This is a genomic window from Microbacterium gorillae, assembly GCF_000826185.2.
GTDB lineage: Bacteria > Actinomycetota > Actinomycetes > Actinomycetales > Microbacteriaceae > Microbacterium > Microbacterium gorillae.
Genome location: NZ_LN648875.1, coordinates 1,209,515 through 1,222,556, shown reverse-complemented (window position 1 = coordinate 1,222,556; position 13,042 = coordinate 1,209,515). Strand labels below are relative to the sequence as shown.

Annotated in this window: 14 protein-coding genes; 8 read left to right on the top strand and 6 right to left on the bottom strand. The window is 68.9% G+C overall.

Features of this window, described 5'->3' with window-relative positions:
- Window positions 1-159 precede the first annotated feature (159 nt).
- Window positions 160-561, top strand: a complete 402-nt coding sequence (locus tag BN1193_RS15315; protein ID WP_052460856.1) for a hypothetical protein — start codon at window positions 160-162, stop codon at window positions 559-561.
- A gap of 52 nt (window positions 562-613) precedes the next feature.
- On the opposite strand, the gene BN1193_RS18190 is transcribed toward BN1193_RS15315, so the two are convergent.
- Complete coding sequence (locus BN1193_RS18190) at window positions 614-1,663, bottom strand: hypothetical protein (RefSeq protein WP_052460855.1); 1,050 nt, start codon at window positions 1,661-1,663, stop codon at window positions 614-616.
- Between the two features lie 173 nt (window positions 1,664-1,836).
- On the opposite strand from BN1193_RS18190, the gene BN1193_RS15305 reads away from it, so the two are divergent.
- Complete coding sequence (locus BN1193_RS15305) at window positions 1,837-2,175, top strand: DUF4190 domain-containing protein (RefSeq protein ID WP_040168447.1); 339 nt, start codon at window positions 1,837-1,839, stop codon at window positions 2,173-2,175.
- Between the two features lie 51 nt (window positions 2,176-2,226).
- Here BN1193_RS15305 and BN1193_RS15300 read toward each other — a convergent pair whose 3' ends face one another.
- Window positions 2,227-2,982 (bottom strand): phosphotransferase, encoded by a 756-nt coding sequence (locus tag BN1193_RS15300; RefSeq protein WP_040167742.1) that lies wholly within the window; start codon window positions 2,980-2,982, stop codon window positions 2,227-2,229.
- Between the two features lie 287 nt (window positions 2,983-3,269).
- Window positions 3,270-5,807, bottom strand: a complete 2,538-nt coding sequence (locus BN1193_RS15295) for an MMPL family transporter (RefSeq protein WP_040167740.1) — start codon at window positions 5,805-5,807, stop codon at window positions 3,270-3,272.
- Between the two features lie 125 nt (window positions 5,808-5,932).
- On the opposite strand from BN1193_RS15295, the gene BN1193_RS15290 reads away from it, so the two are divergent.
- A complete protein-coding gene (locus BN1193_RS15290; RefSeq protein WP_040167739.1) occupies window positions 5,933-6,502 on the top strand; it encodes a TetR/AcrR family transcriptional regulator in 570 nt (189 codons plus the stop codon).
- An 87-nt stretch (window positions 6,503-6,589) separates the two neighbouring features.
- Window positions 6,590-7,171: a TetR/AcrR family transcriptional regulator gene (locus BN1193_RS15285; RefSeq protein WP_052460853.1), complete on the top strand. Its 582-nt coding sequence runs from the start codon at window positions 6,590-6,592 to the stop codon at window positions 7,169-7,171.
- A 14-nt stretch (window positions 7,172-7,185) separates the two neighbouring features.
- On the opposite strand, the gene BN1193_RS15280 is transcribed toward BN1193_RS15285, so the two are convergent.
- From BN1193_RS15280 to BN1193_RS15270, 3 genes are all read right to left on the bottom strand, one after another.
- The gene (locus tag BN1193_RS15280; RefSeq protein ID WP_040167738.1) at window positions 7,186-7,404 is read right to left on the bottom strand and encodes a hypothetical protein; all 219 of its coding nucleotides are present in this window, start codon (window positions 7,402-7,404) and stop codon (window positions 7,186-7,188) included.
- 33 nt (window positions 7,405-7,437) lie between these two features.
- Window positions 7,438-8,178 carry a hypothetical protein gene (locus tag BN1193_RS15275; RefSeq protein WP_052460852.1) on the bottom strand — a complete coding sequence of 247 codons (741 nt, stop codon included), beginning with the start codon at window positions 8,176-8,178 and terminating at the stop codon, window positions 7,438-7,440.
- A 134-nt stretch (window positions 8,179-8,312) separates the two neighbouring features.
- Window positions 8,313-8,816 carry a hypothetical protein gene (locus BN1193_RS15270; RefSeq protein ID WP_141396707.1) on the bottom strand — a complete coding sequence of 168 codons (504 nt, stop codon included), beginning with the start codon at window positions 8,814-8,816 and terminating at the stop codon, window positions 8,313-8,315.
- 182 nt (window positions 8,817-8,998) lie between these two features.
- Between BN1193_RS15270 and BN1193_RS15265 the strand changes: the two genes are divergently transcribed.
- From BN1193_RS15265 to BN1193_RS15250, 4 genes are all read left to right on the top strand, one after another.
- Window positions 8,999-9,421 (top strand): YciI family protein, encoded by a 423-nt coding sequence (locus BN1193_RS15265; protein WP_040167734.1) that lies wholly within the window; start codon window positions 8,999-9,001, stop codon window positions 9,419-9,421.
- Window positions 9,418-10,686, top strand: a complete 1,269-nt coding sequence (locus tag BN1193_RS15260) for an RNA polymerase sigma factor (protein ID WP_040167733.1) — start codon at window positions 9,418-9,420, stop codon at window positions 10,684-10,686. The genes BN1193_RS15265 and BN1193_RS15260 overlap by 4 nt, the downstream gene beginning before the upstream one ends.
- 44 nt (window positions 10,687-10,730) lie before the next feature.
- Window positions 10,731-11,375, top strand: a complete 645-nt coding sequence (locus BN1193_RS15255; protein ID WP_040167732.1) for a hypothetical protein — start codon at window positions 10,731-10,733, stop codon at window positions 11,373-11,375.
- 149 nt (window positions 11,376-11,524) lie between these two features.
- On the top strand, window positions 11,525-13,039 hold the full coding sequence (locus BN1193_RS15250) for an SDR family NAD(P)-dependent oxidoreductase (protein ID WP_040167730.1): 1,515 nt from the start codon (window positions 11,525-11,527) through the stop codon (window positions 13,037-13,039).
- Window positions 13,040-13,042: the final 3 nt, after the last annotated feature.

The window sequence follows — 13,042 nt, the reverse complement described above, 5'->3', positions numbered from 1 at the left end:
ATCGAGGGTGGGCGAGCCCTGCCAGTCTACTGGCGTGGCGGCGCGCCGAATCCCGCGTCCGGCACCGTCCGATGCGCTAGCCTGATCGGCTCGGCATCGCCGGGCGGGAGGATGACATGAACGACTACTTCGCCACGAATCAGGCCAACTGGGACGACCGTGGTCGCGTCGCTTCTGCGACCCGGCGGGTTCCTGTTCCTCCGCGAGGGGCACCCGATCCTGTGGACCGTGGACGAGCGGCTCGAGGACGACGTCCATCTCGGCTTCCCGTACTGGGAGACGGTGGATCCGCTGGCGTGGGACGACGCCTCGACGTACGTCGAGACCACGCGTGAGCTCACCGCGACGAAGACGTACGAATGGAATCACTCGCTCGGCGAGATCATCACGGCGCTGATCGACGCGGGTCTGCGCATCGATCTGCTGGTGGAGCACGACAGCGTGCCGTGGGAAGCGCTGCCGGGGCAGATGACGATGCGCGACGGCGGGGAATGGGCGCTGCGTGATCGTCCGGAACGGATGCCACTGAGCTACAGCCTGCGGGCGACGCGCGCGGACTGAGGCGCGAACGACGAACGGCCGGGAGCGCTGCTCCCGGCCGTTCGTCCGCTGCTCACTCGCTGAAGCTGTAGCAGGAGGCCATCGTTCCTTCGTCCTTGGCCACGGTGTCGCCATCGACCTTGAGCTCGCACGACACGTCGTCGTCCATGCTCACCGACGACACCATGAGCGTCGGGAAGCCGGTGACGGTGACGTTCTTGCTCCACTCGCCGGTGAACGTCTCGGTCACCGTCGAACCGTTGGCGTCCGTGTAGGTGACTTGGCCCTCGCCGCTGGAGACGGTGGCGTGGTAGGACACCTCGTGCGGGCCGGTGATGCTGCTGACCGCCGAGCCCACACCGCCGACGACGGCGGCCCAGAAGAAGATGCCGATGAGGCCGATGATCACACCGATCGCGCCGGTGGCGATTCCAATGATCGACATCGCGCCGTTCTGCTTCTTCCGCAGCGCGATGATGCCGAGGATGATCGCGGCGATTCCGGCGATGCCGAGGAATGTTCCGACGAACGGGATCCAGGTCAGGAAGAGCGAGACGATGCCGAGGATCAGCGAGGTGATCGCGAGGCCCATGGGCTTGGACGGCTGCGGCGGGGTGTACGGGTACGCGCCCGGCTGGCCGTAGGTCTGCGGTGCCCCGTACGCCGCCTGCGGCTGCTGGCCGTAGGGTGCCTGCGCCTGCTGGCCGTAGGGCGACTGCGGCTGCTGGCCGTACGTCTGCGGCGACCCGTAGGGCGCCTGCGGCGCGTTGGCGGAGGCGGGCTGCTGGCCGTACGGTGCCTGCACCTGCTGGCCGTAGGGAGCAGCGGGGCTTTGAGCCGGCGACCCGTAGGGTGCCTGCGGCTGCTGGCCGTAGGGTGCGACGGGGACCTGCGGCGACTGCCCGTACGGTGCCTGCGGGACCTGCGGCTGCTGGCCGTAGGGTGCCGCGGGGACCTGCTGCGACTGCCCGTACGGCGGCGCCGGAGTGCCCGGGGCGGGTGCGGCGGGCGGCGTCAGCGACGGGTCGTTCGCGACGCCGTCGCTCTCACCGGGGGACGTGGGGGACGCCACGTTGGCGTCGTCGTCAGACGGCGGAGTCGGGCCGGAGTACGGATTGGACATGTGGCATCTCCCCTGCGCGTGGACGGGGGTGCGATTTCCCCCTGGAATCAGGATAACGACGCGGATTCTCATGTGTGCCCATGAAAGAATTCTCACCGCAGGTATTGCGGTCGAGTGGTGGTCGTACCCTAGGGTTTTGCGTGCAAACGGACACCGATCCCAGGGGAGACACCATGACCAATGCACCGCAGGATCCGAATACGCCGAACTACGGCGCACCGCAGAACTACCCGGCCGCTCCGGCCCCGGCGCCCGGTCAGGCCGCCCCGACCGGTGACTACCCGGGCAAGACGTTGGGCCTCGTCGCCCTGATCGTCGCCATCTTCTTCAACGTGATCGGTCTGATCCTCGGCATCGTGGCGATGTCGCAGTCCAAGAAGGCCGGCTTCAAGAACCCGCTGGCCCTGTGGGCGATCATCATCGGCGCCGTCCTGACGGTCCTCGGCATCATCATCGGTATCTCGAGCTTCGCGGCGATGAGCGCGATCGTTCAGACCTACCCGACGAACTGACGTCACCCCGAAGCGCCCCGCCACCGGCGGGGCGCTTCGTCGTTCCCGGACCTACGCTCCCGCGGTCAGCGCCTCGCGCCACACGCGCTCGTGGGCGGTGACGTACCGACCGACCGCCTCCCAGTGCTCGCCATGTCCGTCCGCGGACATCGAGGCCCACGGCTCGACGCCGGACACCTCGGACGAACGGAGCAGGTGGACCATGGCGTCCACGCGGCGAGCCATGGCGGAGGGCAACGCGGTCCGCAGCCGCGCGTCGGCGCGATAGCCGGTGACGAAGCACGCGAGGTCCTGTGCCGCATCCGCCGGATCGCGTCCGACGTCGCCCAGAGTGAAGGTCTGCGCCGCGTAGGCGAGGTCCCACAGACGCGTGCTCGGGGCGGCGGCGTCCCAGTCGATGAAGACCCAGCGGTCGCCGCGGATGAGGTTCCACGGCGCGAGGTCGTTGTGACACACCAGCTCCGCGTCCGGGGCCGGGATCGGTGAATGCCAGCACGCGTCGACCGCCGGCACAAAGGCCGCGCTCGCGTCATGGATCGCCCGCACCATGCCGCCCACCCGGCGCAGCTGAGCGCGGGACAGCGCTTGCGCATCCATCGCCAGCGGTCCGGGAACGAACTCCTGCACCTGGCGTCCTTGCGCGTCGCGCCCGAGCGGTCGCGGCGTATCGACGCCCGCGCTCCGGAGGAAGTCCACGTACGACGAGACGCTCGGCGTCGACGCGGTCCACGCTTTGCGCACCGTGTCGCCGACCCGGACCACCGGTCCTGCGGCGTTTCCCCCGGCCAGCGGCTGCTCGTCCTCCACTCCTCGAGGTTAGTTCCCACGTGGGGAGCGGTGTCAGCGGTGCGCGACAGGATTCGGGGCATGGATATCGCCGCCCTGGGGGACGAGGTCGAGGCAGTGTCGGTCCTCTACGCGGAACGGCACGACATCGCGCGAACGGACGACTGGCTCATGCTGAAACTCGGCGAGGAGGTCGGCGAGCTGACACAGGCCTACCTCGCGCGGGCCGGGCGAGCGCGGGACAAGGGACGCGACGCGGCGCAACGGGACGCCGGTGACCGGACGCCGCGGACGGCGTCCGGTCTCAATCACGCGCCGTGGTGCACCGGGTGCTTGCGCTCGAGCGCGGCACCCTCGACGTCCACGTCCGGGAGGATCCGATCCAGCCACTTCGGCAGCCACCAGGCCGCCTTGCCGAACAGGGTCATCAGCGCCGGCACGAGGACCATGCGGACGATGAACGCGTCGAACAGCACACCGATCGCGAGGCCGAAGCCGAGCGGACGCACCATCGAGAGGTGGCTGAACACGAAGCCGCCGAACACCGAGATCATGATGATCGCCGCCGCCGTGACGACCGCACGCCCGCCGCGGACACCCGCGACGACCGCCTCCCGGGCGGGGGTCCCGTGCACGTACGCCTCACGCATGCCGGAGACGAGGAACAGCTGGTAGTCCATCGCGAGTCCGAACAGCACGCCCATGATGATGATCGGCGCGAAGCTCAGCACCGGTCCCGGATCGTGCACACCGAAGACGGCGGACAGCCAGCCCCACTGGTAGATCGCGGTCACCGCGCCGAGCGCCGCGAACAGCGAGAGCACGTAGCCCGCCGTCGCGATGACCGGTACCAGCAGCGAGCGGAACACCAGGATCATGATCAGCAGTGACAGTCCGACCACCACGAGCAGGTACAGCGGCAAGGCATCCTGCAGCATCTCGGACACGTCGATGTTGCCGGACGCCTGGCCGGCGATGCCGAGCGAGGCATCCTCGCTGAGCTTCAGCGATCGCAGGTCGTGGACCAGGGTCTCGGTGGATTCGCTGGACGGACCGTCGGTGGGGACGACCTGGAAGGCGAACACCGTTCGGTCATCGGACACCGCGATCGGGGCGACCGCGACGACGTCGGTCTGGTCCTTGAGCTGCTGACCGATCGCGGCCTGGGTCGCGACCTCATCGTCCTCCGCGACCGGCTTGTCGAACGTGGCGACCGCGAGCAGCGGGCCGTTCTGTCCGGCGCCGAAGTCCTTCGCGACGGCCTGGTAGGCGCGGTACTGCGTGGAGCTCACGTCCTCGCCCGACCCGTCCGGCAGGCCCAGGCGCATCGAGGTCGCCGGGATCGCGATGACGAGCAGGGCGACGATCGCCAGGGCCGCGGCACCCAGCGCATTCGGGATGCGCATCGCGCGCAGCGGCTTCGCGGCGTGCTTCTCGTGGCCGATCTGGGTCCGCAGCTTTCGGGACAGCACGCGCTGCTTCATCAGGCCGAGGAGGGCCGGAGTGAAGGTGATCGAGACGAGCACCGAGATCAGCACGCAGGCCGCGCCGACGATGCCCATCACGCCGAGGAAGGGAATGCCGGTGACCAGCAGCGCCACGAGGGCCACGATCACCGTGGAGCCGGCGAACACGACGGCATTTCCGGCGGTGCCGTTGGCAAGGCCGATGGACTCATCCAGATCCATGCCCGTCAGCACCTGTTTGCGATGCCGGTTCAGGATGAACAGCGAGTAGTCGATGCCGACGGCGAGGCCGAGCATGACGCCGAGGACGGGGGTGACCGAGGCCATGTCCACGACACCGGAGAAGGCGAGCGAACCCGTCACGCCGACCCCGACGCCGATGAGCGAGCTGAGCAGCGGCGTGACGGCCGGCAGGAACGCGCGCATCATGATCAGCAGCACGAGGGCCGCGATCACGACACCGATGACCTCGCCCGGGCCCATCAGGCCGTCGACGCTCGCGGTGATGGTGGAGGAGTAGTCCACGGTCACGCCGGAGATGTCGGCGTCATCGAGGACCGCGCGGACCGCGGCTTTGGTGTCGTCGGAGAGCTCGAACATGGTGTCGTCGAACTGGACGGCGCCGAGCGCCGTGGTGCCGGACGCTGAGACCATCCGGATGTCGGCGGACAGGTCGAGCAGAGTGGTGCCGTCGGCCAGCTTCGCCTCGTTGGTGGTGAGATCGGTGCGGCCGGTGGCGAGCTTCGCGTTGCCGTCGTCGATCTGCTTCTGCCCGGCGTCCAGCTGCGCCTGCTGCGCGGTCAGCTCCGCCTGCTGCGCGTCGAACTGCGCCTTCGCGGCGTCGTACATGCCGCCGGCCTTCGCCTGCGCGATGGCGTCATCGAGCTGCTTCTGTCCGGCAGCGAGCTGAGTCCGGCCGGCATCGAGCTGCTTCTGGCTGTCGGCCAGTTGCGTCTCGGAGGCCTCGAGCTTCGCGCGTCCGTCCTCGAGCTGCTTCTTCCCGTCCGCGAGCTGTGCGATCTGGTCGGCTCGCTCCTGCTCCACCTGGAACGGATCGGTGGTGGCGGCGACGCCGTCGACCTTGCTCACCTTCGTCAGCACGTCGGCGATCGCGGTCTTCTGCTCGGCGGTGAACGCCTTGTCGTCGTCGGTCCGGAACACGACGGTCGCGCTCGCGCCGGTGAGGTCCGGGAAGGTGCTCGAGAGCTGGTCGTTCACGCGCTCGGTCTCGGTTCCGGGAATCGAGAAGCTCGAAGCGAGGGAGCCGCCGAGGGTGAGGAACGCGGTCGCGGCGATCCCGAGGATCACGAGCCATCCGACGATCACGGCCCAGGCGCGGCGCGCGCTGAAGCGTCCGAGACGGTAGAGGAGTTCGGCCACGACGATGCCTTTCGAGCGAACGGTGATGGGCAGGCACGACGTCGGACCCGCCGACAGCCTATTCAACAATTGTTGGAAAGTTCCTGGATGCGTCTTGGTGGCCCGGAACCTGGGATCATGAGGGCATGGACCCTCGCGTGGTGCGGAGCCGTGCCCAGTTGCAGGACGCGCTGCTCGCCCTCGCCCGCGAACACGCGCTCGATGACATCACCATCGCCGACATCACGACGCGCGCCGCCGTGAACCGGTCCACGTTCTACCAGCACTACGACGACAAGGCGACACTGCTGGCGGACGCGCTCGAGCAGGCGGTGGACGCGGCGACCGCGTCGCTGCTGGAGCGGCACGGATCCGCCACGACCGGTGCGATGCCGACGGAGCTGCTGGCCTACCTCGAGCACATCCGTGACAACGCCGCGCTGTACCGCCGCGTGCTGGGCGATCACGGATCCGCCGTCGTGGCGTCGCGACTGCGCGGGCACATCGGTGCGCTCGCCGCGGAGCTCGTCGGGCAGATGGCGCCGAACGCGTTCCCCGGGGTGCCGGCGGATGTCGTCGGCGAGTCGCTCGCGGGCACCGCGATGGGGGTCGCGACGGCGTGGATTCGGCGGGATCCGGTGCCGCCGGTGGAGGAGGCGGCGCAGTGGTTGTGGTCGGTGCTGACCGGAGCCGTCACGCCCACTTCAGCAGGCTGAGTCGGACCCTCTCCGCGGTTCTCCGACGACCGTGGGTATTGTGCACATTCGGGCTCCGTTCCATGCGGGCGCTGTCATGATCGAAGGATGGATCCTCGTGTCGCCCGTAGCCGTGCCCGGCTGCAGCAGGCGCTCGTCTCCCTGGCGCGGGAGCGGGCGCTGGACACCATCACGGTCCGGGATATCGCCGATCGCGCGCAGTTGAACCGGTCCACGTTCTACGAGCATTACGCCGACAAGGAGACCCTGCTCGCGGACGCCCTGGAGCAGGCCGCGGATCGTGTCGGACGGCCGTTGCTGTCCACGGTCCGGGACGCGCCGGCACGCACGATGCCGCTGGAACTGCTGGCCTATCTGTCCCACATCCGCGACAACGCGGACCTGTATCGCCGGGTGCTCGGGGCGCACGGCTCGGCTCTCGTCGCGTCGCGATTGCGGTCGCACATCGGAGCGATCACGGCGCAGGTCGTGGAGGTCGTCTCGCCCGAGGAGTTCGTGGAGCTGCCCACCGATGTGGTGGGCGAAGCGCTCGGCGGCACCGCGCTCGGCGTGATCGCCGCGTGGCTGCGGAGGGACCCGTTGCCGCCGGTGTCGGTCCCGGCGGAGTGGCTGCGACTGGTGATCTCGGCGACCTCGGTGCCGGGTGTGCTGTCGCCCTCCGCCGACTGACTACTGCATTCTCATCATTCGCCGTCGGAGTCGGTGGTGTTCGTCGTGGCTTCGGTGAGGCCGGTCATCGGGATGGAGATCGAGCCGAGGTCGGCACCCAAGCCGACGGAGAGCGCGGCGTCGTCGGGGGCGTCCTCGAGCGCCTCGGCCGCGGACTGCGGACGCAGCGGCTCGGACGGCAGTCCGGTCCAGTCGGCGGGGTCTTCCTCGGGGCGCTGCGTGAACATTCCCATGCGTCGATTGTGCCCCCGATCCGTCCGGCGGGGTCAGCATCCGGACGCGTTCGGATCGTCGTCACAGGTGTCGCGGACCAGGGCCGTGCGGGGTTCGTAGACCCGAAGCCCGTACGACGTGTCGGCGTGGACGGTGCCGATGACGGGACGCCAGGTGCCGTCACCGAAGTTCACCGCGGCGGCGTATTCGACGCGGACGGCGGCGGTGTAGCGGCCGCGCTCGCGGTAGGCGTGCGCCGTGGGGGTGTCGGTGAACTGTGCGGCGGCGGTGTCGGCCCACGTGGCGCCGCCGGTCGTCGTCGTGCGAGTGGCGCCGTCGCCGTAGTCGAACGTGTAGGTCGCGGGGGCGAAGCGGACCGTCACGGCGTGGCCGAAGAGGGCGCCGGTCAGGTCGTGGGTGGTGGCGGTGGCGACGATGTTCGTCGGTTTGCCGATGAGCCCTGCGGCGTCCGGTTCCCCGGTGACGCCGGGTGGGCGCGGAGTGAAGCTGACGAGGTCCCGCGCATAGACGGTGGGGATCACGAACGCGGGTTCGTCAGGCGTCGCGGGCGTGGGGTCATCCGGGATCAGTTGCGACCAGTCGCACCCCGTCGGGCTCATGTCGTCCTGTTCCAGACACCACGCCGGCAGCGTCCCCGGCCCGGGCGTGGTGGGGATCTGCGGGGAGGAGTCCCAGCCGCCATCGGCACCGGCACCGGCACCGGCACCGGCACCGGTGTCGTTGCCGGACCGGTCTTGGCCAGGCGGGTCCCGACGCTCACCAGGCACTTCCATTCCGCCGCCGATGATGACTGACCCACCCCCGTCACTGACATTGCTGGAGCAACCAAGAAAGCCACCGCAGAGGTTGTCGGAGGTAGAGGTCTGCAATGCCATCACGAGAGAAACAGCCAAGGCGCCCCCAAGCATCAGCATGAAGGCCGCCCAGTTCGTTCTCTCACCGACTGCGTCAGCCACCGGCCTTCGACCGATGCCACAGTCACAGTGAGTGCCTGCAACTCGCCGGCGGGAAGTTCCACTTCGGCTCCTCCCGCCGCCATGACTCGTACGCCACGAAGGTCGAGACATACGTCCAGAGTCACGACCGTCGGCTGCGCGGACGCGACCGAAATGAGAGTCACTTTCGAGCCACTCGTCACCAACCACCCCTTATCCGCGAACATGTCGAATGTCGACTGGTCGTACTCGAGCTGTGGACTGGTGGTGAGACCGAGCACGTCGCTCGGGTCCGACGGATCTGTTGCGCCGACGCGGTTGTAGACCGTGATGTAGTGCAGATAGGCGTTCTTCGCCCCGGCGACGTCCACGGTCGGGGTGGGCGAGGACGTCGGTGGTGGGGGTGCCGCGGCGGCACAGGACGTGAGTCCGAGGGCGAGGAGGCCGGTGGTGAGGACCGCGGTGACTCGATGCATGCCCTGCACGGTAGGTCGCGTGGCGCGGATTCGCGGCGGCTGTCCACACGGTCGCGGACGAGGAGGAGGCGCCGCCGGCGAACGGTTTTCAAGAAAAGTTCGAGCCGGTGTCGATCCGCGTGTGGCTCGGTCGACGTAGTGAGTGAGAGGGTCGAAATGCGACGCTCAACGAGGAGGACATCATGTCGAAGTTCATGCTGATCATGCGGGCCACGGACGACGCGGTGGCGCAGTACGAAGAGCTGCCGTTCGAGCAGGTCATCGAGCAGATGGGTCGCTACAACGAGTCGCTGGTGAAGGCCGGCGTCATGGTGGGCGGCGACGGTCTCGCTCCCGAGCCGGGGCTCGTCGTCGACTTCTCCGGCGAGACGCCGCTGGTCACCGACGGTCCCTACGGCGAGACCAAGGAACTGTTCAACGGCTTCTGGACGCTGGAGTGCTCGACCATCGAGGAGGCCGCCGAGTGGGCGAAGCGCGCACCGCTCACGCCGGGCAACAAGCTCGAGATCCGCAGGGTGACGGACGCGTCCGACTTCCCCGCTGACAACGAGTGGATCCAGAAGGAAGACGAGCTGCGCGAGCAGATCGCCCAGCGCGACCAGTGACCACGAACGAGCCGCGTCGGGCGGACGAGGAAGCCGCCCGACGCGCCGTTTCGGCGGTGTGGCGCATCGAGGCGGCGAAGATCGTCGCCTCGTTGGCGCGCACGGTGGGCGACTTCTCGCTCGCCGAGGATCTGGCCCAGGACGCGCTGGCCGAGGCGATGGCGTCGTGGCCGTCGTCCGGGGTCCCGCGCAATCCCGCAGCGTGGCTGACCACGGTCGCGAAGCGCCGCGCGATCGACCTGTGGCGGCGCAACGAGCGCGATCGGGACAGGTTCGCCGAGTTGGCCTTCCGCATGGAGAGCACGGGGGAGGAGCCGCCGTGGGATCCGGAGACGATCGATGACGACGTCCTGCGGCTGGTGTTCATCGCGTGTCACCCCGTCATCCCGGCGGCGGGACGCGTCGCGCTGACGCTACGGGTCGTCGCGGGTCTGACGACGGAGGAGATCGCCGCGGCGTTCCTCGTGCCGACGGCCACGGTGCAGCAACGCATCGTCCGGGCGAAGAAGACCCTCGCCGATACGGACGTGGCGTTCGAGTCGCCGCCACCGGATGAGCAGCCGGCCCGGCTGGCGTCCGTCCTCGGGGTCATCTATCTCCTCTTCACCGAGGGGCACGCCGCGAGCCATGGGGAGGACTGGATGCGACCGGGCCTCGCGTCTGAAGCCCTGCGTCTCGGCCGCGCGCTCGCGGCCCACCTGCCGAAGGTCGCGGAGGTGCACGGCCTGCTCGCGCTGATGGAGCTGACCGCGGCCCGCTTCCCCGCCCGGACGGATGCCGCGGGTGAGCCCGTGTTGCTCGCGGACCAGGACCGCTCTCGCTGGGACGTCGGCGCGATTCGACGTGGCCGTGCGGCGCTGGTGCGTGCCGGGGAGGTCGGACCCGGACTCGGCGCGTACGGTCTGCAGGCGTCCATCGCCGAGTGTCACTCCATCGCCCCGTCCGTCGCGGAGACCGACTGGGACCGCATCGTCACGCTCTACGACGCTCTTGTGTCCCTGACCCGCTCACCGATCGTGGAGCTCAACCGCGCCGTCGCCGTGGCGGAGGCCTCCGGCCCCGAGGGGGGCCTTGCGGCCGTGGACGCGCTGCTCGCCCGCGGCGAGCTCGCCGACCACCATCTGCCGCCGGCTGTCCGTGCCGAGCTGCTGACCCGCCTCGGCCGTTCGCCCGAGGCGCGCGACGCTCTTGACCTCGCCATCGCGCGGACGGCGAACGAGTCCGAGCGCGGGGTCCTGGAAGCGAAGCGCGACGCGCTGGGGTGAGCACGTGCCGTCGGCATGTCTGAAGGTCGTTCTACTTTCGTGCTATGGACATCTGGGGGAACCTTCTGAAGGCGGTGCCGGCCATCACCGCAGCCGTCGCAATAGCGAGCTGGCTCAGTTCGTGGTGGCGAACGCGAACATGGACAAGCCTCGAGGAGGCCGAGAAGGTTCTTCGTCGTGTGGCGGAGCTCGACAGTCACGAAGCCGGAGTGATCGCTCGAGAGTCCGCCGCGGCTGCCGCCCAAGTCTTGGTCATCGAGCTTGCGACTCGCGCGCAAGAGCGCGCGCGTCGCGTGGCCCACGCCAATGGTGGTGCGCGCCTCTTGATCGCCACTGCTGCTGAGATCGTTGCGCTCGCACTCATGGCGCTCGCCGGTGTGACGGGGTTCATGTTTGCCTTGACTGACAATCAGGGGTTCGTGGGAGATTCGAGCCGGCCGGTCTTGCTCGCCTACTTCGGCGGGTTCGCCGTTATCTGCGTTGTGGCAGCACTGATGATCGTTCGTGCGAAGATTCGCGTATGGCGCGCGACGCCAGAACTTCGCGGGCTGTATAGAGCCGTCGCCGCGCACAAAGCTCTCAAAGTCCTACCGGACGAGCTTGGCATGGTGCGGCGAGCAGATCCCGAGCGCGAGCGTCGTTCGGGCCGGAGAACCGTCCAGTTCACATGGTCTATGGGTCGTGGCTAGCAGACTGCCGCGGGTCCGCGTGTGCCGCACCAATCCAGAATGGGACGCCGTGTTCCCGTGGTCCCATTCTGGATCGATGCGGGCATTGTCCCAGCCGACTGTGCGAACGCCCGCGGAGGGGCCTGCGCGCGACGACGTAAACTCGTCCGGTGCCTGCGTCCCCCGAAACCGCCGGTGCCGCCCCCGTGGGCGGCATCGATCCCGACGACCTCGCCACCGTGCTCCGCGTGCTGGAGCAGGCCGGTGAGCTCGATGACTCGCACCCCGACATCGTGACGCTGCGGCGTGCGACGGTCGGCATGCTCAAGTCGCACAAGCGCACCCGTCGGCGCGAGCTGCGGGATGCGGTCAAGGCCGCGGATGCCGCCGTGATCGAGGCGACGGCGACCGGTTCCCGCGACCGCATCGATGACGAGACGCGGGGTCTGGACCTGTCGACCTCGGTGTCCGCACCGACCGCCGGCGAGTTGTCGAAGCCGCAGAACTGCTACATATGCAAGAAGCCGTATACGACGGTGGACGCCTTCTACCACCAGCTCTGCCCGGAATGCGCGGCCTCGAGCCATGCCAAGCGGGACGCGCGGACCGACCTCACCGGCCGACGCGCGCTGCTGACCGGTGGACGTGCCAAGATCGGCATGCACATCGCCCTGCGCCTCCTACGCGACGGCGCGCACCTGACGCTGACGACGCGGTTCCCGCGCGATGCGGTGCGCCGTTTCGCTTCGCTTGAGGATTCGTCCGACTGGATCGATCGCCTGCGGATCGTCGGCATCGACCTGCGCGATCCGGCCCAGGTGATCGCGCTGGCCGACTCGGTCGCCGCCCAGGGCCCGTTAGACATCCTGATCAACAATGCCGCGCAGACGGTCCGGCGTTCGCCCGGTTCGTACTCGCTGCTTGCAGATGCCGAGTCGCAGCCGCTGCCGGACGGCCCGCTGCCCGAGATGGAGACGTTCGGCCACAGCTCGGATCTGCATCCGCACGCGATCGAGGCCTCGGTGGCGGAGCATCCGCTGCTGTCCGTCGCGTCGCTCGGCGGCACGGTGGGTGTCGGTGCTCCGGCGATCACCGCGGCGGAGCTGTCGCGGCTGGCGATGGCGCCCGGTTCCTCGTCGCTGGAGAAGCACGCCGATGGCACCGCGATCGACGCTGGTGGCCTGGTCCCGGACGTGAACCACACCAACACGTGGGTACAGAACGTCGGGTCGGTGGACCCCCTCGAGATGCTCGAAGTGCAGCTGTGCAACACGACGGCGCCGTTCATCCTGATCAACCGTCTGCGTCCGGCGATGGCGGCCTCGCCCGCGCGGCGGACGTACGTGGTCAATGTGTCGGCGATGGAGGGTCAGTTCGCTCGGCGCTACAAGGGTCCGGGGCATCCGCACACGAACATGGCGAAGGCCGCACTGAACATGCTGACGCGAACGTCCGCAGGTGAGATGTTCGAGACCGATCGGATCCTGATGACCGCCGTGGACACCGGCTGGATCACCGACGAGCGCCCGCACTTCACGAAGGTTCGTCTGGCGGAGGAGGGCTTCCACGCCCCGCTGGACCTGGTCGACGGCGCGGCTCGGGTCTACGACCCCATCGTCCGCGGCGAGGCCGGCGAAGACCTGCACGGCGTCTTCCTGAAGGACTACCGCCCCCATCCCTGGTGAGCT

Coding starts and splice junctions, on each gene's coding strand:
- BN1193_RS15305 (WP_040168447.1), top strand. CDS start 1,837: ATGACCAATGCACCGCAGGATCCGAATACGCCGAACTACGGCGCACCG.
- BN1193_RS15290 (WP_040167739.1), top strand. CDS start 5,933: ATGGACCCTCGCGTGGTGCGGAGCCGTGCCCAGTTGCAGGACGCGCTG.
- BN1193_RS15270 (WP_141396707.1), bottom strand. CDS start 8,816: ATGCATCGAGTCACCGCGGTCCTCACCACCGGCCTCCTCGCCCTCGGA.
- BN1193_RS15255 (WP_040167732.1), top strand. CDS start 10,731: ATGGACATCTGGGGGAACCTTCTGAAGGCGGTGCCGGCCATCACCGCA.
- BN1193_RS15285 (WP_052460853.1), top strand. CDS start 6,590: ATGGATCCTCGTGTCGCCCGTAGCCGTGCCCGGCTGCAGCAGGCGCTC.
- BN1193_RS15275 (WP_052460852.1), bottom strand. CDS start 8,178: ATGGAAGTGCCTGGTGAGCGTCGGGACCCGCCTGGCCAAGACCGGTCC.
- BN1193_RS15265 (WP_040167734.1), top strand. CDS start 8,999: ATGTCGAAGTTCATGCTGATCATGCGGGCCACGGACGACGCGGTGGCG.
- BN1193_RS15280 (WP_040167738.1), bottom strand. CDS start 7,404: ATGGGAATGTTCACGCAGCGCCCCGAGGAAGACCCCGCCGACTGGACC.
- BN1193_RS18190 (WP_052460855.1), bottom strand. CDS start 1,663: ATGTCCAATCCGTACTCCGGCCCGACTCCGCCGTCTGACGACGACGCC.